This is a genomic window from Flavobacterium sp. HNIBRBA15423 (assembly GCF_052655965.1).
The window spans coordinates 2244370-2263678 of record NZ_CP199751.1 but is presented as its reverse complement, the minus strand read 5'-3'; the positions used below and the strand labels follow the sequence as shown (position 1 = coordinate 2263678).

General features: G+C 29.3%; 17 protein-coding genes. 10 read left to right on the top strand and 7 right to left on the bottom strand.

Translation table 11 applies throughout. From position 1 onward, the window contains the following. Positions 1-14: 14 nt before the first annotated feature. From ACULEV_RS10235 to ACULEV_RS10215, 5 genes are all read right to left on the bottom strand, one after another. Positions 15-944 carry a 1-phosphofructokinase family hexose kinase gene (locus ACULEV_RS10235; RefSeq protein WP_445454957.1) on the bottom strand — a complete coding sequence of 310 codons (930 nt, stop codon included), beginning with the start codon at positions 942-944 and terminating at the stop codon, positions 15-17. Positions 945-988: 44 nt separating this feature from the next. Continuing rightward, positions 989-2128: a saccharopine dehydrogenase family protein gene (locus tag ACULEV_RS10230; protein ID WP_445454956.1), complete on the bottom strand. Its 1140-nt coding sequence runs from the start codon at positions 2126-2128 to the stop codon at positions 989-991. Between the two features lie 209 nt (positions 2129-2337). Beyond that, complete coding sequence (locus ACULEV_RS10225; protein WP_445454955.1) at positions 2338-2958, bottom strand: class I SAM-dependent methyltransferase; 621 nt, start codon at positions 2956-2958, stop codon at positions 2338-2340. Next, positions 2930-3214, bottom strand: coding sequence for a hypothetical protein (locus ACULEV_RS10220; protein ID WP_445454954.1), 285 nt, complete (start codon positions 3212-3214; stop codon positions 2930-2932). Before ACULEV_RS10220 ends, ACULEV_RS10225 begins: the two co-directional genes overlap by 29 nt. A 4-nt stretch (positions 3215-3218) precedes the next feature. Continuing rightward, complete coding sequence (locus ACULEV_RS10215; RefSeq protein WP_445454953.1) at positions 3219-4127, bottom strand: NAD(P)/FAD-dependent oxidoreductase; 909 nt, start codon at positions 4125-4127, stop codon at positions 3219-3221. A 205-nt stretch (positions 4128-4332) separates the two neighbouring features. Here ACULEV_RS10215 and ACULEV_RS10210 point away from each other — a divergent pair, with 205 nt between their 5' ends. After that, positions 4333-4707, top strand: coding sequence for a Fur family transcriptional regulator (locus tag ACULEV_RS10210; RefSeq protein ID WP_445454952.1), 375 nt, complete (start codon positions 4333-4335; stop codon positions 4705-4707). Between the two features lie 208 nt (positions 4708-4915). Here the strand turns inward: ACULEV_RS10210 and ACULEV_RS10205 are convergent, their stop codons facing one another. Both ACULEV_RS10205 and ACULEV_RS10200 read right to left on the bottom strand, forming a co-directional pair. Beyond that, on the bottom strand, positions 4916-5149 hold the full coding sequence (locus tag ACULEV_RS10205; protein WP_445454951.1) for a hypothetical protein: 234 nt from the start codon (positions 5147-5149) through the stop codon (positions 4916-4918). Positions 5150-5177: 28 nt separating this feature from the next. Beyond that, positions 5178-5444 (bottom strand): hypothetical protein, encoded by a 267-nt coding sequence (locus ACULEV_RS10200; protein ID WP_445454950.1) that lies wholly within the window; start codon positions 5442-5444, stop codon positions 5178-5180. Between the two features lie 769 nt (positions 5445-6213). Here ACULEV_RS10200 and ACULEV_RS10195 point away from each other — a divergent pair. The 9 genes from ACULEV_RS10195 to ACULEV_RS10155 all read left to right on the top strand — a co-directional run bounded on the left by ACULEV_RS10195 (position 6214) and on the right by ACULEV_RS10155 (position 18528). Further along, on the top strand, positions 6214-7527 hold the full coding sequence (locus ACULEV_RS10195; RefSeq protein ID WP_445454949.1) for an alpha/beta fold hydrolase: 1314 nt from the start codon (positions 6214-6216) through the stop codon (positions 7525-7527). Positions 7528-8407: 880 nt separating this feature from the next. Further along, complete coding sequence (locus ACULEV_RS10190; protein ID WP_445454948.1) at positions 8408-9130, top strand: LytR/AlgR family response regulator transcription factor; 723 nt, start codon at positions 8408-8410, stop codon at positions 9128-9130. A gap of 459 nt (positions 9131-9589) precedes the next feature. After that, on the top strand, positions 9590-11632 hold the full coding sequence (locus ACULEV_RS10185; RefSeq protein WP_445454947.1) for a tetratricopeptide repeat-containing sensor histidine kinase: 2043 nt from the start codon (positions 9590-9592) through the stop codon (positions 11630-11632). 11 nt (positions 11633-11643) lie between these two features. Beyond that, entirely contained in the window at positions 11644-12327 is a 684-nt protein-coding gene (locus ACULEV_RS10180; protein WP_445454946.1) for a response regulator, read from the top strand. Positions 12328-12505: 178 nt separating this feature from the next. After that, entirely contained in the window at positions 12506-13024 is a 519-nt protein-coding gene (locus tag ACULEV_RS10175) for a UpxY family transcription antiterminator (protein ID WP_445454945.1), read from the top strand. 391 nt (positions 13025-13415) lie between these two features. Further along, complete coding sequence (locus tag ACULEV_RS10170; protein WP_445454944.1) at positions 13416-14111, top strand: 4'-phosphopantetheinyl transferase family protein; 696 nt, start codon at positions 13416-13418, stop codon at positions 14109-14111. Between the two features lie 224 nt (positions 14112-14335). Further along, positions 14336-15304: a 2,3-diaminopropionate biosynthesis protein SbnA gene (sbnA, locus tag ACULEV_RS10165; protein ID WP_445454943.1), complete on the top strand. Its 969-nt coding sequence runs from the start codon at positions 14336-14338 to the stop codon at positions 15302-15304. A 194-nt stretch (positions 15305-15498) separates the two neighbouring features. Beyond that, the gene (locus ACULEV_RS10160) at positions 15499-16470 is read left to right on the top strand and encodes a 2,3-diaminopropionate biosynthesis protein SbnB (RefSeq protein ID WP_445454942.1); all 972 of its coding nucleotides are present in this window, start codon (positions 15499-15501) and stop codon (positions 16468-16470) included. A gap of 129 nt (positions 16471-16599) precedes the next feature. Continuing rightward, the gene (locus ACULEV_RS10155; RefSeq protein ID WP_445454941.1) at positions 16600-18528 is read left to right on the top strand and encodes a cyclic peptide export ABC transporter; all 1929 of its coding nucleotides are present in this window, start codon (positions 16600-16602) and stop codon (positions 18526-18528) included. The last annotated feature ends 781 nt before the right edge of the window (positions 18529-19309 follow it).

The window sequence follows — 19309 nt, the reverse complement described above, 5'->3', positions numbered from 1 at the left end:
TGTTTAGGTTAAAGTTACTGAATCATTTTTAACACCTGGTCTATATTTGATTTACTGCCAAGATTGGTTCCTTCGTTCATGGTGGTGGCTACTCCACAGGCAACGCCCCATTTTAAAATGTCTTGTACTGGAAAATCATTTTTAATCGCATAGATTAATCCTGCTACCATACTATCTCCTGCACCAATGGTACTTTTTACCGATATGGAAGGCGTGGATTGATAAACAACACCTTCTTTGGATGCCATAAAGGCTCCTCTTGCTCCTAAAGAAACAACGACATACTGCGCTTTACTCGATTTTACTATTTCTAAAGCAAAGGCTTCTTGTTCTGTGCTTGATAAAAATTCCTTGCCTGCTAATTGTGCCAATTCTCTTTGATTGGGTTTTATTAAAAAAACCTTCTCTTTAAGAGCCTCAGTGAGTGCTGAACCAGAAGTATCAATAACAATTTTTATGTTTTTTGGAGACAACTGTTTGATTAGTGTTGCATAAAAATCGGTTGCTACTTTTTCAGGAAGGCTTCCGCTTATTACAAGGATATCATTATTTTTGAGACATTTATCCAATGTTGATTTTATTTCAGTAAGTTCCTCATCTTGTAATCCGTTACTTGGCATTCCAAAACGATATTGCAAATTGGTTTGCGTATCCACTATAGATAAGTTTTCTCTAGTCCATGATTTTACTGCAACACTTTCTGGGGTAATGCCTTCATTTAAAAGTAATTCGTGAAGATTTTTACCTGTATCGCCACCAGAAGTGAATATACAATGTGTTTTTTCTTCCAATCTATTGAGCATTCTAGAGACATTGATGCCACCACCTCCAGGTTGATATACTAGGGAATGGCATTTGAGTTTCTGGGTGGGTACAAGACCATCTACTTTGGCACTTTTATCCAAAGCAGGATTTAGGGTAAGTGTTATAATATTCAAAGTCATAATTTTTAAGATTAAGAATGTTTTAAAATACTTCCAGGTCTTTTTTATATTTTTCCATAAACGGAAACGATAAAACTTCCATTTAAAAAAGATTTGGTGTCAATTTGGCTTTGTAATAGAACCCCTTTTAATTGGGATTCCAGTACTAATTGAGCAGATTGAATTAAAGGAACGGCAGTTGTGGTTTGAATGGCTCGTAATTGATACTTGCCAATTTTTTGTGGAAGAATTTGCTTTGTTATTTCTCGTCTTCGCAATATGCCTTTGGTATCTTTACCTTGTACGGCTACATATAGTATGATTTGGTCCTCTTCGATATGTGGAATTTGCTCTTCCATAATGAGTTGTAAAGCCTCAATAGGTTGATCCGAATCGGGTATCTTTTTAATTTGTTCTTCTACCCATGCATAATGACCTGGAAATCTTATGGTCTTATAGTCCATTGTACCTACTTTTCCTGCTAAGGCATCGGGTAAATCGGCAGCACCTCCTGAGGTTAGGTCAGCTTCATAAGTTGTTCCGTTGATTATTAGGGAAGTTCGTTCTGATAGGGAAGGGCGCTTTGTTTTTTCGTAATTCCGAATTACTTCCGCTTCTTTACAATATTCTGTAGCAACACCTACAGGACTCCATGTGAAGCCGTAGTAATGAGGTGCAACGGCATTTTTAGAAAGTGCACCTACTTTAAATTCTAAAGTATCTACTTTGTTTACTTGAAACTCATTGCAAAACTCTTTGAATAGATGATTTGCTAATACGTCTATATAACCTGGAGCAAGACCCGTTTGTAAAATAAAACCTGTGGTTGCTCCTTTTGCCAATTCTTTTATTTTATCGGTTTCTGCTACATATTCGGTTAGGTTGGCATAATGCAACTTAAAATCCTTTGCAAAGCCTGCCATTTTGGGTGCTTGGTCTCCAGGTAAGCAATCGAGAATAATATCCCCTTGATTAAATAGGTCTTTCATTTCCTCAGAAACCTCTTCGGAAAGATGAAAGGCTTTTAAAGTACAGGCTCGGGTAGTACCTTCTTCAATCCATTTTACCAAATTTTGCGCTTTGGAAAGCGTTCTATTGCCAATAAAAATAGTAGGAGTGACTGTACTCCATTCGACAAGTATAAGCGCAACCGCTTGAGCAATGCCTCCTGCACCTGCAATAATGATAGTATGGTGCTTGTTCATAATTTAAGTTTTACTTGGTTTGAGTACTATTCCTTAAGATATAATAGTATATTTTACACTACTAAGATAATGATTATTTTTTTTGTAGGAAAAAGAAGTAGGATGCTCTATTTTTATCTGCCATAGCTTTTATGCTATTTTGATAAATGAAGGTAATAATTGCTTTTTAGGTAATGTATATAGGGATTTCTTTTTTAACGAGTTTGTGACTAAAAAGATTTTGAGTAGGTAGTTTTTTTACATAAGATGTAATAAAAAGGATAGTTCTCAGTAACCTCTGTAATTTCTAAAAGTCCAAATTTTCCAAATTCCTGTTCTATGGTTTCTTTATTATAAAAGAATATAGTTACTCCTCCAAATTGTTCAAAGCGATCTTTACTTACCAAGTTTCCTTGTCCATACGTTGAAGCTTGTTTTGTAATTGCCGTAAAAATCATATAACCCTTTTCTGAAAGTTGGTTATAGCAATCAAAAATCAGTTTTGCTCGTTTCTCTTTGCTTAATAAATGAATTAAACCATAGCAAAAAACACCCTCATATTTTATATCGTCAAATGGCATTTCGGTGACAGAACCATAATAGATTTTTAAGTCAGAGCCATACTGTTTACTTGCTAAATCTATGGCTGATTGTGAAATTTCAATGCCAGTTACATTTATACCAGCATCTAAAAAACACTTCGCATTTCTTCCATAACCAATACCTGGGATTAGTATGTTTTTTAAGCCTTTCTCCACAAAAAAATCTTTTGCCAATACACTAGATTTTGCAGGTTCAAAACCCCACATTTCTTGCTTGTCTTTAAAAGCTTCTTCCCAAAATTCTGTCATAGTTTTGCTTATTAATACAAATTTTGTCTTCTAAAATTTCACACTTAAAACCTTGATTGTTTATAATAGTAATTATGCTTTCAGGAATAATTATTCTGCCTTCTACTCGCATTATACTATGTCCGCAAGGATAAGTATTATTACTATTTTCTAAGTCAAAATTGATTTTCAACTCCATAAAGCTATTTTTAAGAATTCTCTGAATAGCTTTAGCTTGTGCCTTGTCTTGAATATTTGTTGTGAAAATTTCAATCATTTTTTTAAAATTTATCATTGCATAATTCGCTATTTACTATAGCACCCGTACTAGTTCCAGTATAAACAGCTGTGGCTAGAGACCTCATCATACTGGAATTATCACCACAAGCATACAAATTTTGAATAGATGTTTTTTGAAATAAATCTACTTTTATATATCCTAAATCTGTCATTTCACAACCTAATGAAAGTGGAATATCAGAATTTTGTGTAAATGGAAGCGAAGTATATAATGCCTCTAAAGCCATGTGACTTCCGTTATTGAAAATTACATTTTTAATCTGTCCCTTTTTGTGTTCTATTTCTGCGATTTCCGTTTCTACAATTTTTATATTGTGCTTGCGGAGTTTTGCTATTTGTTCGTCTTTGAATTCAGCTTTACCAGATGTCAAAATTGTAAGGTTGGCTGTAAGATTATTGACTAATGATGCCAAATGAAAAGCCCTTTCACCATTTGCTAAAATAGCTGTTTTTTTATTTCGTAATTCATAGCCGTGACAATAGGGACAATGCACTATAGATATGCCCCAACTTTCAGAAAACCCTTTTATATTGGGTATTATATCCTTTATTCCAGTAGCCAAAATGAGTTTTTTTGCAGTAAATTCTTCTTTTGAATTCGTTGTAATGCTAAAACCATTTGAAGTCTCCTTAGCGCTAACCGCTAATCCGTTAAGAATTTTAACTGTTTTATATTTCAAAACTTGTGCTTTTGCATTTTCTAAAATTACACTCGGTTTTTCTCCATCTTGTGTAATAAAGTTGTGTGAATGTGGGGTTTGTCGATTGCACGGTTGTCCACTATCAATAATTAAAACATTTCGTAATGAACGACCTAATGCCATTGCTGCAGAAAGTCCTGCGTAACTTCCTCCAATGATAATTACCTCAAAATTTTTGCTCTTTGTCATAGGATTATGTTTTGTAAAAGTTTTTAGTTCAGAAAGTTAAGTCAATGCAACAAGAGCAAGAGCACCTTGTTTTATTATTTCTTCACTTGTCCTTATTTTCTAATCTTTTGACAAAGATATACTTTATTTTATTTAATGCAACAAAGTCGCATTAAATTATTGCAAATTTGTCGCAATAATAATTTTATATATCTTTGCTTCTAAGATGAAAAGAAGGAATACCACAACAAAAGAAGCAGTACTAGCTGTATTGACAAATTCAAAAAAAGCAATGAGTCAGGATGCAATAGTTAAAAAATTAACTGTAGATGCTGATAGAGCTACAGTTTACAGAATACTTAATAGATTTTGTGAAGATGAAATTGTACATAAAGTAGTGGCAGATGATGGTAAACAATATTTTGCTATTTGTGTTAAATGTGAAGAAAAAAAAATTCCTGACAATCATTTTCATTTTCATTGCACAAAGTGCGAAACTATAGCATGTATGCCAACAATGGTTCATTTTTCTACTCCAGAAGGTTATAATGTGGAAAGAATAAATTGTGTGCTTATTGGGATTTGTAAAGATTGTTCCTAATTTAGACTTCACTTGTTTCAAATTCTAAACGACATTGAAATTCAATTATATAAGATTCTGATTCGCCTAGGCGAATCAGAATGACAGGTTTCCTAACTTTTCGGACAGCCTCTTGAGTTTTTCAGCAAGCTCAGAGGTTTTTCCAATTATATAAAGCGCATAATACAATTAAAAATGAAGCTTTGCAATTAACTTTTTATTCCTAATTTTATATGTCAAGAAGTTTTTTCATAAAAATCCATTTGATCTGAATTTTATTTCCTGTCTGACTTTCATAATTATTAATTCTTGGAGAAAGAATTACGGCTAAGGCTGCAGTAATCGCTCCCACATATATATTGCTTAAATCTTTAAAAGCGAAATGCAGGATTGCCCAAATAATAGCATAAATTATAAGAAAAGTTAAAGCAACAAGAATTTTAATTTTTGTTTTTCTGTTCATGTTTTTTGTTTTTATTTTAATAAATGGATTACAAAGTATTAAGTGGAATTTGTCTATCGTGAAGCACTTTTTTAATAGCTTTAATTTCTACTTCTTTTAAATTTCCACTATTGATTTTTACAATTAAATCTTCCGTATTAAAAGCAGAATAGTGTAGGATAAATAAATGTACTTCTTCATCCACTTGGTTTAACTCCTCGATATTAGAAATTTCTTTATTTAAATATTTTTTTATATTATCTCTTTTGATATAGATTACTAATGCAATAATTGTTATGAATACTATATAAATCATCCTATTGATTTTGTTTAAGATTAATTTTTATTCTTATTCTTATTCATTCATAAGAGATTAGTCTTATTTTGCTCTATTCCGTTACATAATTCTTTGTGTAAAAGAGGGATTTTATTAATAAAAATAAGTTTAGCCTTAGTTGTTTCCGATAGTTATCGGGATTTGGGTTAAACAGAATGAGCCCGATACAATATCGAGCTCACTATTATCAAAATTAATTATAAATTTGTTTAAACTTTTGGGTTAAGTCTAAAGCACGAAAAAACTCTTGAGACACTATTTGATTTTTTTGGGTGTTAGGAAGTATTCAGTAAACAGTTGTTAGTGTTCTAAAAGCCCAAATTTTCCAAATTCCTGTTCTATGGTTTCTTGATTATTGTTAACTATCCATTTTTCTATTTCTATAAATCTTGAATTGCTTACTTCTATACGAGTATCATTAGTTGGTATTCTCTTACAGCTAGGCTATTACATTTATGGAAAGAATTAATTTGTAAAAAGCTTTCCAAAGTGATAAAATACTGGTTTTTAGTATTTTATCTCTTGATGTCTACTTCTTGTCTACTTTTTTTGTTCCCATTTTATGCTGAGTTGACCTAATGTATACGTAATTTATATTGGGACTATCTGTGTCTATTTTATTTTTACCATTCAATAATAGTATATGAAAAATAATAGGAATAGTATGTTTATTGAAGACAAATTACCTTTCCTTATTTTTTATATAAAAATATTTTCAAAAGAATCTTTCAACTAAAAAATAAAAATTATGAAGCCTGAAACTAAATACACTAAAAGTGGAGAAATTAATATTGCTTATCAAGTTTTTGGTTCAGGGACTATTGATTTGGTCTATATTCCAGGATGGGTTTCCAATATTGATTTAATGTGGGCTTGTCCAGAATTGGTTGATTTTTTAGTGGAATTAGGAAAAATGGCCAGAGTTATTCTGTTTGATAAGCGCGGAACAGGTCTTTCAGATCGTGTAGTTGATTTTTCTACTTTAGATGAACGTATGGATGATATTAGAGCTGTTATGGATACCGTAAATTCTAAAAAAGCAGTTTTATTTGGTCATTCTGAAGGCGGTTCTGTATCTGCTTTGTTTGCTGCCACTTATCCCAATCGAACCATCTCTTTGATTACTTTTGGAATATTTGCTAAACGCATGCGTGCTCCTAATTACCCTTGGGCACCCTCTACTGAAGAAAGACAATTCGAATTAGTCGCTTATGAGGAGTTAAAAGAATTGAAGAAACAACAACATAAACCTTATGAAGCCTTAGCTTTTTATGAAAAATATGAGTCTTTAAAAGACTCCCTCTTTGCGTTAGAAAAATCAAAACAAATTGCTTATATAGAATTTGAGAACGAATTAGAGAAAAAAAACAATGAACTTTCAAAGCTTGAGGCGCATGAAAAAGCAAGTAAAATTATTAACCTCATATTAATTCTAGGTATTGTAATTTTATCTGTTGCAGGCTATATTATTTATTCTGTATCCAAACAACGTTTAAAAAAGAGTAAACAATTAGCCTTAAAAACCAAGGAGTACTTAGAATCTGAACAAGCGCTTATTCAAAAAGAGTTAGAGAATTCAGAGTTAAAACGACAAGAATTAAGACAGCAATTGGATTTTAAGAATAGAGAACTTACCTCTTATGCTTTAAATTTCATAAAGAAAAATGAAGTCGTACAAGAATTACAACTTATAATAAATAAGCTTAAAGAATCGTCTGTTATCAACAAGGATAAGTTAATAACTGATTTAAAAAAAATCATTAAAAAAAATTTAAGTATCGATAGAGACTGGGATGATTTTAGTAGATTTTTTGATGATGTACATCAAGGATTTTATTCCAATTTAAAATTGAATCACAATTCTTTAACTGTAAACGATCTTAAATTATGCTCACTGATTAGGTTAAATCTTAATACCAAAGAAACAGCTAGTATTTTAGGAATATCTCCTGAAAGCGCAAAAACGGCACGTTATCGTCTTCGTCAAAAATTAGGGATAGATGCTAAACAAGATATAGCTAACTATTTGGTCAATCTTGAATTTGAACCTAATAGTAAATGACTTAGAAGTCTTTTTTTTGTAAGAAAATAGTATTTTAAGAAATAAAATAAATCTATACATCCATTAAGAGATAATATTTTATGATTAAAGAATAATAAATGAGTATGTCTAAAAAATATTTTATTTTAGAGTACTCTTTTTTTATTAGTATTCAAAAACAGTAATTAAATTACCATCTTTAAATAAAAAAACCTGTAAAATGATACTTTACAGGGTTTTTAGTGGAGTCGGAGAGAATCGAACTATGTTTAAAAATCCTTTTATTTACAAGGAGTTCATAACTTAAGTTTATAATTGGTCACCGAATTAGTCCCTTTACGTTTGACTTAAAATGTATCAAAATCGTATAGTCAAATTTACTAAATTTCTTCCTAATTAAACAACAAAAGAGGTTCAAAAAACAAACTAGTAATCAGACTATATGCGGTTCGACATGTTCTACTTTTAAACCAGTATACTCGCAGAATTCTATAACGCTAATAAGGCTATTTTTAGGCTTATTAAAGTCTTTTCTTAGATTGCCTAGCAATCTAGCTTTGTCGGTAGCTCTTCCCTGTAATGCGCTGTATATCCTTTGGATAAATGCATATTCTTTTTACTTCCATTTTCATACTCTATCTATACTTTTGACTAGGCTTTGCCATAGTTCATTTATATAGCTAAAAATACTATTGATGAAAAACATCTTTATTTCTGAGCTCATTTAAAATACTTGAAATAATAAGATAAATTTCAAATTGTGATTTTGAGTATTTTTAAGAATTCTTAGTTTATAATTAAATTACTAATTTAAAAAAAAGTAAGTATGAACCTTATTTATTGTAACCCAAGTCCGTAATTACAATTAATTTTATAACACTACATTTATAAAAAAGGAATAATGGCAAGTTGTTTAATAATAGAAGCTGATATAGACATTGTTAAGTTAATAAAAACAGTGGGTAGTGAATTTTTTGAAATCTCTTTTTTCAATGTAAATGAGAATCAAGAAGATGCTTTAGACTTAATATTAAGAGAGACTCCAGAGCTTATTATTTTAAATTTTGACTCTCAAAGGATAAATTTTGCTGAATTTTTGCTCAAACTTCATCAGATAGTTACAAATTATCCATATATCATTGCTTTGTCATTTGATCAAGGAAAAGCTTTTGAGGCATATAATTATGGATTTTCAGATTTTTTGAATAGCCCTTTAACAGAATTTTCAATTAGGATTTGTCTTTCTCGATATAAAAAAAAACACCCGATCAAACCGATTGAGACTATCTGCTTAAAAACGTATAAGGAATATCAGTATTTAAACATTGATGATATTCTTTATTTGAAGGCCGATAATAATACAACAGATTTTTATATGCTAAATGGTAGCGTCATAGGTGCTTATAAAACGTTAAAGGTTTTTGAGGATTTTTTGCCCCAAACTTTTTTAAGAATTCATAAAAGTTTTATAATTAATAAGAAGTATATTTCTAGAATTCATTACGGAAAATCTATTTGTATTATTAGGAACGAGTTTAAAATTCCTTTTACTAAGACTTATATTGCTAATATAGATCTGGTTAATCAGTCGCTTTCGAAAAATACGATGCTAACATTAAATTAATTTCCCTATTAAAAAGGTCTATTTCCCTAACAGACTGATAGGTTTCACTAAAACAAAGTGTTTTTTATTGTTTGTAATTAAATAGCAATGTATTTTAGCTAAAGAATATTCGTTGTGTTTTAAAAAACACATTTTAATTGTGCACAATTTTAAATTGCCATAGTCGTAAAAATTACGACATGGAAGATTATTGTTAAACATTTAAATTAAACATGTATGAAAATCTTAAAAATCTTTTTTGCACTTTTTGTTCTATCAATCATTATGGCTTCTTGTACAGCGGAAGCACTAGAAGATAATCAAACTACTTCTGCAGACCAAGTCCAAGCTACAGGAGAGGAAGATGACTATATTAGTAACGGTAGTAAAGGCAATAATTAGCTGAATAATTATAGTTACTAAATATATTTTAGCCTCTAATGATTTCATTAGGGGCTTTTTCATAAATTTGTTTAAAACATGAATTATTTGAAGTTTCAACGTATATATTTTAAAATATTTATAGTATTGATTATAAGTGCTTTTATGCAAGCTTGTTTTGAAAAAGATAGAGCAAGTGTTAAGACATCCAATAGTATAAATGACAGCATTACAAATTGGATAAAAGCATCCAGAAATCAGTCCTATGCTGCAAAAGAAAGAAGAAATTATTTAGCAAAAGCCTATGAATCTAATTTATCTTTAAAATTAGATTCTTTACACGTTAGGAATTTAAGTGCAATTTCTTATCAATGTTTAGCGCTTAGAGATACATTATTATTTAAAAAGTATAATGAAGCAACGTTATCTATCGCAAAAAAAGTAAAAGATACATTTACAATGGGAGATGCACATTGGAATTTTGCTAGCTATTATAATGATAAACAAGTATATGATAGCGCTTATTTTCATTTTAATAAGGCTTATAGTTTTTTCAATAAAATTGGTTACGTTAGTGAATCTTCAAATACACTTTTTGGAATGGCATTTATAAAAGGGCGATTTAAAGATTATGCAGGAAGTGAAGCTTTAACGTTTAAAGCTATTCAGAAGTTTAAAAAAAATGAAGATTATAAGTTCCTTTTCACATGTTATAATCATTTAGGACAATTGCAAAAAGATATAAATGAATTTGATAGAGCCTTGTTTTATTATGAAAAGGCTTCGAGTTATATTAAAATGATTGAAGATGAAGATGCATTAAATGAAGTTATTCTCAATAATACTGCTAATATTTATATTAAGAAAAAGGAATATAGTAAGGCTTTAGAGTATTATAATAAGATACTAATTAGTAATGATTTTAAAAAACAGAGTATAGTTCGTTATGCTAAAATTATTGACAACATTGCCTATTGTAGATTTTTAATGAGAGATACTGTAAATGTTGAAGCGCAATTAAGAGAAGCTCTCAATATTAGAGATAGTTTAAACAATAAAGAAGGAATAGTTTTAAGTAAAATACGTTTAGCCCGTTATTATGCTTTTAAAAAAGATACTATAAGTGCTTTTCGTTTTGCAAATGAAGCCAATAGTTTAGCAAAAGATATTAAAAATAGTAGGGACTATATGGAGAGTTTATATTTATTATCTACTCTAAACAAAAAACAGTCATCAGAATATTTAAAAAAGCATATTCATTTTAATGATAGTTTACAAATTGTAGAGCGCAAAACACAAAATAAGTTTGCTAGAATAGATTTTGAAACCGATGAATTCATAGAGGAAACTAAGCGTTTGTCTCAGCAAAAGATATTTATTCTAGTAATGGGATCTGCATTAATTTTAATTATTGGGTTATTATATTTTTTGAGCATACAAAAATCTAGAACTGAAAAGTTACGATTAGAAAATGAACAGCAAAGAGTACAAGAACAAGTTTATTTATTAACTTTGAAAGAACAAGAAAAATTAGAAAGAGAAAAAATAAACGAACGGAATAGAATTGCAGAAGAGTTGCACGATGGAATTTTAGGTAAATTATTTGGTATTAGAGTTGGGCTTGGTTTTTTAGATATTGTTGCAAATGAAAACATAAAGGAAAAACACCAGTTCTATTTAGAAGAGTTACAGACCATTGAAAAAGAAATACGTGAAGTATCTCATAAACTAAGTGATAATTTTGATAATCCTCAAGTTGGTTTTCTAGACATTATTAGTCAGCTGTTAGAATTTAAAAGTAAAATTGGAAAATTTGATTATTCACTAGAGGTAGATGAAAATATTAATTGGTGGAGTATAAGCGAAAAAATAAAAGAAAATTTAAATAGAGTGTTACTAGAGGCTTTGCAAAACATTATTAAATATGCATTTGCAAAAAAAGTTGAAATTAATTTTTTTCTCAAGAATGAACATTTAGTTCTTGTTTTAAAAGATGATGGTGTTGGGTTTGATGTTAACAAAAAGGAAAAGGGTATTGGTTTAAAAAATATGAAGTCTAGAATAAAAAAATTAAAGGGTGAATTTAATTTATACTCTAAACTAAATGAGGGTACAACTATTAAAATACAAATTCCTATTTAAATAATTCAGATATGGAAAAAAAAATATATTCGGTTCTTATTATAGATGATCATCCATTAATTGTTAGTGCCTATGAAACTGCGTTCAATTATTATAGAGAACAAAACGAGTCTGTTTTGTTCAACATTCAAACTGCTCAGGATTGTGATAGTGGTTTAGAGTTGATTAATGAGTTTTATAAAAATGGTAAACATTTAGATATTGTTTTTTTAGATATTAGGTTACCTACATCTAAGGATGATAAAATGCTATCCGGAGAAGATTTAGGATTAAAAATAAAAAAATTATTACCAGATACTAAAATTATAGTTTCTACCACGTTTAATAATAACTATCGTATTCATAGTATTTTTAAAAGTTTAAACCCTGATGGGTTTTTAATAAAAAATGATATTACTCCGAAAGAGCTTATTGAATCTATTCACACAGTACTAAGCGATCCACCTTATTACAGCAAGACAGTCGTGAAACTTTTGCGCAAACAAGTAGCAAACGAATTTTTATTAGACAACATTGACAGGAAGATTCTGTACGAATTGTCAATTGGAACAAGAATGAAAGACCTTCCAGATATACTCCCGCTTTCAATTGCAGGAATTGAAAAAAGAAAGCGCCAACTTAAGCAGATTTTTAATATAAAAAGCCCTGACGACAAAGAGTTACTCCATGTGGCTAAAGAGCAAGGTTTTATATAAGTTAGTGATACAACTAGAAAAGAAATAGGGGCTGCCCTTACTTTTTGTACACCACAGACCTCCATAATTATAAAAAGAACATACTACATTTAAACTGTCCTAAATGGACTAGTTCGTAAGTACTTCATGTGGGTGAGGGAAGCGAAGCTGTATTTTAAATTTAAATCAATTTACTACTATGAATTTTAATAATGCTTGGTATGTCTTATATGTCAAATCACGTTGGGAGAAAAAAGTTTATGAATCGTTAAAAGACATTTCAATAGAAGCTTTTCTTCCACAAGTTAAAGCAATTCATCAGTGGAGTGATAGAAAAAAAACAATTTTTAAGGCACTTTTTCCCTCTTATGTTTTTTTAACTGTTAATTCTTCTTTAGAATTTCACAAAGCATTATCTGTAAATGGGGTGTGTGCCTATGTTCGTTTTGGAAAGGATTATGCACGTGTAACGGAAAAAGAAATTAATCAAATAAAGTTACTAGTTGAGGATAAAAATTTAACAGATATTGAAATTAATGTGGAGCTTCCTAAAATTGGAGAAGTAAAAAAAATTAATTATGGACCTCTTAATGGTTTGGATTGTGAAGTTATTGAAGCGAAGAACCATAATAAAATCATTGTCAGAATTAATTCTTTGCAGCAGAATATTATGGCGACAATTCCCTTTCACGTTTTATCAGAATCATCTATTACATGAGTTAGAATATAATTTCTTGTCTTAAAAATGTTTTTGTTTGATTAAAAAGTAAATAATCAATCTTTAAATCCAAAATACGCATTAGACTTTGTCTTAGAGAAACTGGGTGCAAAACAATTGCGAAGAACGGAAATTTTGACCGACAAATGTAGCATAACGATCTATTCATTCTATTATATAAATTAATGATAAAAAATGTACAAAATTCACTTACCTGTCATCTATGGTAATTAAATAAAAAATAAATAGTAGAAACTTCTGTAATAGCTTAGAACATGAAGGAAATAAAATTAAATGTTTCTATATCTTGTTGTAAAACACTCTTAAATTGAATGTATAAAATTGAAAGGGAGATTGAAGTTATTACAGAGGGAATCACTTGTGCCTCTTTATGAAAAGTATACTTCTTCTTTATTCTAAAATACAAGAAAAACAACAGACTCCTTTACTTCAAAATTGCTTAGGTTTATTTTCTGTAGAAATTCAGGAAAAAATTCTACAATACAGAAGATGGCAAGATATTCAATTAACACTTTTAGGAAAGTTATTGTTATTGGAAGGAATGTCGAGATTAAATGAATTGAGCTTTGGCCCATTGTATTTTACAGAATGTAATAAACCTTATTTTCAAGATAGTAATGTTGAGTTTAATATTTCTCATTCTGGAAATATTGTAGTGTGTGTTCTTACAAAAAAACATAATACTATCGGAGTTGATATTGAAAGAGTTCAACCAATAAAAATTGAAGATTATACGAGTCATTTAACAGAATATGAGGATGATATTATATCTAGTTCTGAAATGCCATCAAAAGCTTTTTTAAAATATTGGACTCAAAAAGAAGCCGTTTTAAAGGCTCATGGTTCTGGTTTGATAATTCCATTACAGTCTTTCGAAATTAGAAATGATAGCGCTCAGATAGATGACAAAATTTTTTATGTTATTGAAATACTTTTAAATAATGATTACAGTTGTCATGTTGCTTCAACACACAAATTAAGTTCAAATGATATTGAAGTAGATTATGTAGATATTAGTAGATTGATTAACTATAATAATGAATCTCTATTAGATAGTAAATTATAAATTTTTCGGGTATGAATTTAATAAAGAAAATCCCTGTTTAGTTTAGGAACCTATTATATCATTTATTTTCAATTTTTAGCTTTAAAGGAATAAAAGGATAGTTGTTTTATTACTCTTTATTGAACGCTATATCTTTTTTTTATTCTCAAAATAAGAAACTTATTGAGACAAAGCATTAAATAACAATTCAAATTCATTAATCAATCCCCTTAAATAAATTAGCTATGATAAATAATATCTTAGAGAAAATTGGCAATACGCCATTAATTGCACTTATAAACAATGAAGAACCAAATTTAAATGTTTTTGCAAAACTAGAATTTTATAATCCCACAGGAAGTGTTAAAGATCGAGCGGCTTCATACATCATTAATAGTTTGTTAAATCAGGGAGTTATAAATTCGGAAACAACAATCATAGAGTCTTCTTCTGGCAATTTTGGAATTTCATTATCTGCTTATGCCAAACAAAAAGGGTTAAAATTTATTTGTGTTATTGATAATACTACCTTACCCGTCAATGAAATGATGATTAGATTGCAAGGAGCAGAGGTTATAAAAATATCAGAACCCGATGAACGTGGAGGTTATTTATTGAATAGAATTAGAAAAGTTAAAGAAATTGTTGAAAATACCGATAATATATACTGGGTAAATCAATATGAAAATCCATTAAATGCTCAAGCCTATTATAACTCACTTGGGAATGAAATTTGTCTAGAAATACCAAGGCAAAAATTAGATTATTTATTTATGGGAGTAAGTTCTGGAGGAACAATAACAGGAGTCTCTCAAAAAGTAAAGAAACAATATCCAAACGCAAAAATTATTGCAGTAGATGTGGAAGGATCTGTAATTTTCGGAGGACAATCTAGAAAACGATTTATACCCGGTATAGGTTCAAGTTTAAGACCCAAAATATTAGATTCCGCACAGATAGATGATGTGATAACAGTCGATGAAAGAGAAACGGTGAGTGCTTGTATTGAATTATTAGAAAAATATAATATATACGCTGGAGGCTCTTCTGGATCTGTTTACGCTGCAGTGAATAAATATTTTCAAATGCATAAAGTAGATAGATCTGTAAACATAATGTGTGTATTTGCAGATAAAGGAGAAAGATATATAACGACCATATATAATCCTGAATGGAGAGAGATGATTGAGTCTTATAATTTGACACTTGCCTAAATCTAAATCATCAATTATAAGTCTTCTAGGAAAGATCGTTACTATAAATTTTTTCAATACTCATTTTTGCGTCCCCATTCTAGCTTTTGTAGGTAAATAAATCTGCATTTGACTACTATTTTGCTACAATTGTTCCTAAAATAAACTAATTTGGATAATAAATATAAACTCTTTAAAAAATAAATTAATACAAGATGATATACTTAAATGATAAAAACGTTCGAGAATTAAACTTAGATTGGAATAATAATATTAAGGTAATTGCAGATGCAATTAATTGTTTAAGTTTAAATGATTCAGCACAACCAATTAAACCCTATTTGCGTTATGGGAATGCTAAAAATAGAATAATAGCTATGCCAGCATTTGTTGGAGGTAATATCAATAAGGCTGGTATTAAATGGATTGCAAGTTTCCCAGATAACATTAATAAAGGAATCGCAAGAGCACATAGTGTTATAACCTTGAACGAAGCGGAAACAGGTATTCCTGTTGGTGTTATAAATAGTGGAGCTATTTCAGCAATTAGAACAGCATCTGTAAGTGGCTATATTATGAAATTATTCATAGAACAACGAAAGTCACAAAATTTTAAAATAGGTATTATTGGTTTTGGTCCAATTGGACAAATGCATTTGGCAATGTGTAATGCCTTACTTGGTGAAAATATTGAAAGTATAATGCTTTATGATTTAAAAGGTGTAGATAGAGATTTAATCGATGTAAATTTAAATAAAAATGTTACTGTTGTTTCTAGCTGGGAAGAAGCCTATGCCGATGCTGACATATTTATTACATGTACAGTATCTAATGATCGATATATTGATAAACAACCCAAAGCAGGTTCTTTGCATTTAAATGTTTCTTTGAGAGATTATAAGTCGGAAGTATTCCCTTGGTTTTCAAAGGCTATAATTGTTGATGATTGGGATGAAGTGTGCAGAGAAAATACAGACATAGAGATGTTTCATAAGACTAATGCATTACAAAAGGAAGCTGTGATAGAAATTAAAAACCTTTTAACGGAAGAGTATTTTTCCTCGTTAGATAACGAACAAGCTTTTATGTTTAATCCTATGGGAATGGCAATTTTTGATATTGCTATAGCAAATAATTTTTTAAAATTGGCAGACCAGCGAAAAATTGGTGTCTTGCTTGAAGATTAATTTTTTGAAAAGCACATTTGATTTGTTTTCTCGAAAATTAGATAACATTTTTATTCTAATTTGTTGATTAGGATGGATATTTATAATTAAAAAATCAAAATAATATTAACAACTCTAAAGAAAAACTTGATGGAAAAAACAGTTTTCACAATTAAAATATTAATTACAGTACTTGCTTTAATTGGTGTTGTATACTCAACAATAGCAATTATTCAAATGAAAAATAAAAAGCGGAAAAAAGAGATATCGCTTGCGAAAGCGACAGATTATTTTTTAGGTTTTGTAGCCATTTTGCCTTTGTTTTTATTCTTATACATTTTGCCAATTGCAATGTTTGATGAAAATTTTTGGAACATTCAGTCTGAAACTTATCTTGCCTTGGGTAATGCTATTAAATTATTAGGAATTGTAGTGTCAGCATTTTATTTTTTAACCAGAGTCACTTTATTCTTTCCACACAAGAATGAATACCAAAACGTTCTTTCGTCGTTACTTCTCATGTCATTAATTCCTGGAATTGCAAATGCATTGATTGTGATGATTATTGGAGAATTTGTGGGAGGAAATACAGAAACTAAATATTTATTAATGTTTTTCACATTAGCCACATATTTTTATATAGTTACAATTAGACTTAGTAAAAGAAAAACGGCTTATTTAGGCTCTTTAGTTGCAAAAAGTTTTAATTCAATGATTCTTAAGAATGTGTTTAAAATTCCATTTCAGAAATATGAAAAAATTGAAAGTGGAAAAATTTATACTATTTTGGATAGAGACATTGGTGACATATTTTATTTCTCGCAAGTTGCTATTCATATCTTCTCTCACATGCTTACAGCAATCATCATATTTATATACCTCTTCACTTTAGACATTTTAAATGCTTCTGTTTTAGTTGGTTCAATGGCTTTTGTTTTTGTTCTTTATAGTTTTTTAGGAGCACCTTTAAATAAGGCTATTTTAGATACTAGAGATAAAAGAGAAAGTTTTACAAATTTAGTTACTGGGTTGGTTAATGGTTTTAAAGAATTAGTATTGCATAATATTAAACGAGTAGAGTATCATAAAGATATGGAAGAAAGAAACACAACTCTTTATCAATACCAACTTAAAACAGCATATATTGAGATAAACAAGACGCTTCTTTCAGAGCTCTCATTCACGGTTGCTGTTGGGGCTACCTGTTTAGTTTCGCCAATGATTTTTGAATTTGACAAAAGACTTATTACAACTTTTGTGGTGGGAACACTGTATTTGTGGGGGCCTTTCAATAATATGCTAGCAGGAATACCAGGAATTATTAATGCAAAAATTGCTTGGCAAAGAATTAGAGAGTTTCTTAAAAACACAGACACAAAGGATCTGTTACTTTCTGAAGATGAAGTAGCTTTTAATGTTTCGTCTGTTGAAAAATTGGAAGTGAAAGATGTGTATTTCAATTATGAAAAAACCGATCAACGAGAAGAAAATACCTATGGAATTGGACCTATTAATTTTGAAGTTTCCCAAGGTGATATAGTCTTTATAATTGGAGGGAATGGTAGTGGAAAAACAACTTTTTTAAAGACATTAACTGGACTTTATCCTGCTGATTCTGGACAAATTTTAGTAAACGGAAAATCAGTAGAACCAAAAATGCTTGGAGAACATTTTTCAGTAATCTATAGTGATTTTTATCTATTCAAAAAAATATATGGTATTAAGACAGAGCGTTTAGGTCAAGTATATGAATGGTTGGAAATGTTTGGACTTTTAGATAAAGTGACAATTAAAGACGGTGCATATAGTACTATTGATCTTTCTAAAGGACAGCGTAAACGATTGGCAATTTTAAAATCTTATTTAGAAGATCGCCCTATCTATTTCTTCGATGAATGTGCAGCTGATCTTGATCCAGATTTTAAAGATTTCTTCTATAATGAATTGCTTGTGAAAATGAGAGATGAAGGTAAATTATTAATAGTAATTACCCATGATGACAAATATTTTTATGTAGCAAACAAAGTTTATAAAATGGAAATGGGAACGATTTTAGAGCTTGAAAGTAACCTGATATAGTTATTTCTCAATATCGTTTCATGTTTTAAAAAAACAAGCAAAAAAACAAGCAAATAATTATCAAAAAATATAACAATTTGAAAAATAATTTTTTAGTATAGATTATATATCAGAAATTTAAAAATGAAACTACCAAAATGGTTTTATATTATATGATTTTCTATCTGTAACCTTTAGGAACCTCCTTTTATATTGTCACTCAAGACATCTATAATTGATCGTTTAATTTTTTACAATCTATTTGGAGAGTATAATTTTCAATATTTTTGATTAAAATTGCATCTTCTTAATCAGGATTTTAAAAAAAAATCTTAATTGAATTTTCAATATGTGAATTAAATCTAATTGAGGAATTAAAAATTGCTAAGAAAAATTATTATTTAATTTTTGTTTAGTATTCCATCTTCATTTCTTAATATTCCAATTGTGATTAAAGATTATTCTTTAATATTCAGCAATTTAAAATAGAAAATATAGTTGGTAAAGACTTAAATAATGATTGCTTTATTATTTGTAATTTTTATGTCAAAAACTACTATTTCTATACTTTGAAAATAGACTAAGTACCCTAATCTCACTTTTTAAATAAATTACAAAAGCGTAAAACCTACTAATTGTTTTACAGTGATTATTATGCATGGTTAAAAAAGTAAGGATTGTTTTTCAATGCATGATAATGAAATTTTGCTATAGAAAATATTACTAAGGTTAAAATATTAGTATGTGGGTTATAGCATAATCTATTCATTTGAACATTTGCTTCATTTCGGAATTTCATATT

Bases quoted from the DNA above. Each gene is read 5' to 3' on its own strand.
- ACULEV_RS10175 (WP_445454945.1), top strand. From the start codon at position 12,506: ATGAATTTTAATAATGCTTGGTATGTCTTATATGTCAAATCACGTTGG.
- ACULEV_RS10155 (WP_445454941.1), top strand. From the start codon at position 16,600: ATGGAAAAAACAGTTTTCACAATTAAAATATTAATTACAGTACTTGCT.
- ACULEV_RS10230 (WP_445454956.1), bottom strand. From the start codon at position 2,128: ATGAACAAGCACCATACTATCATTATTGCAGGTGCAGGAGGCATTGCT.
- ACULEV_RS10170 (WP_445454944.1), top strand. From the start codon at position 13,416: ATGAAAAGTATACTTCTTCTTTATTCTAAAATACAAGAAAAACAACAG.
- ACULEV_RS10190 (WP_445454948.1), top strand. From the start codon at position 8,408: ATGGCAAGTTGTTTAATAATAGAAGCTGATATAGACATTGTTAAGTTA.
- sbnA (WP_445454943.1), top strand. From the start codon at position 14,336: ATGATAAATAATATCTTAGAGAAAATTGGCAATACGCCATTAATTGCA.
- ACULEV_RS10160 (WP_445454942.1), top strand. From the start codon at position 15,499: ATGATATACTTAAATGATAAAAACGTTCGAGAATTAAACTTAGATTGG.
- ACULEV_RS10180 (WP_445454946.1), top strand. From the start codon at position 11,644: ATGGAAAAAAAAATATATTCGGTTCTTATTATAGATGATCATCCATTA.
- ACULEV_RS10225 (WP_445454955.1), bottom strand. From the start codon at position 2,958: ATGACAGAATTTTGGGAAGAAGCTTTTAAAGACAAGCAAGAAATGTGG.
- ACULEV_RS10185 (WP_445454947.1), top strand. From the start codon at position 9,590: ATGAATTATTTGAAGTTTCAACGTATATATTTTAAAATATTTATAGTA.
- ACULEV_RS10235 (WP_445454957.1), bottom strand. From the start codon at position 944: ATGACTTTGAATATTATAACACTTACCCTAAATCCTGCTTTGGATAAA.
- ACULEV_RS10215 (WP_445454953.1), bottom strand. From the start codon at position 4,127: ATGACAAAGAGCAAAAATTTTGAGGTAATTATCATTGGAGGAAGTTAC.
- ACULEV_RS10220 (WP_445454954.1), bottom strand. From the start codon at position 3,214: ATGATTGAAATTTTCACAACAAATATTCAAGACAAGGCACAAGCTAAA.
- ACULEV_RS10200 (WP_445454950.1), bottom strand. From the start codon at position 5,444: ATGATTTATATAGTATTCATAACAATTATTGCATTAGTAATCTATATC.
- ACULEV_RS10195 (WP_445454949.1), top strand. From the start codon at position 6,214: ATGAAGCCTGAAACTAAATACACTAAAAGTGGAGAAATTAATATTGCT.
- ACULEV_RS10205 (WP_445454951.1), bottom strand. From the start codon at position 5,149: ATGAACAGAAAAACAAAAATTAAAATTCTTGTTGCTTTAACTTTTCTT.
- ACULEV_RS10210 (WP_445454952.1), top strand. From the start codon at position 4,333: ATGAAAAGAAGGAATACCACAACAAAAGAAGCAGTACTAGCTGTATTG.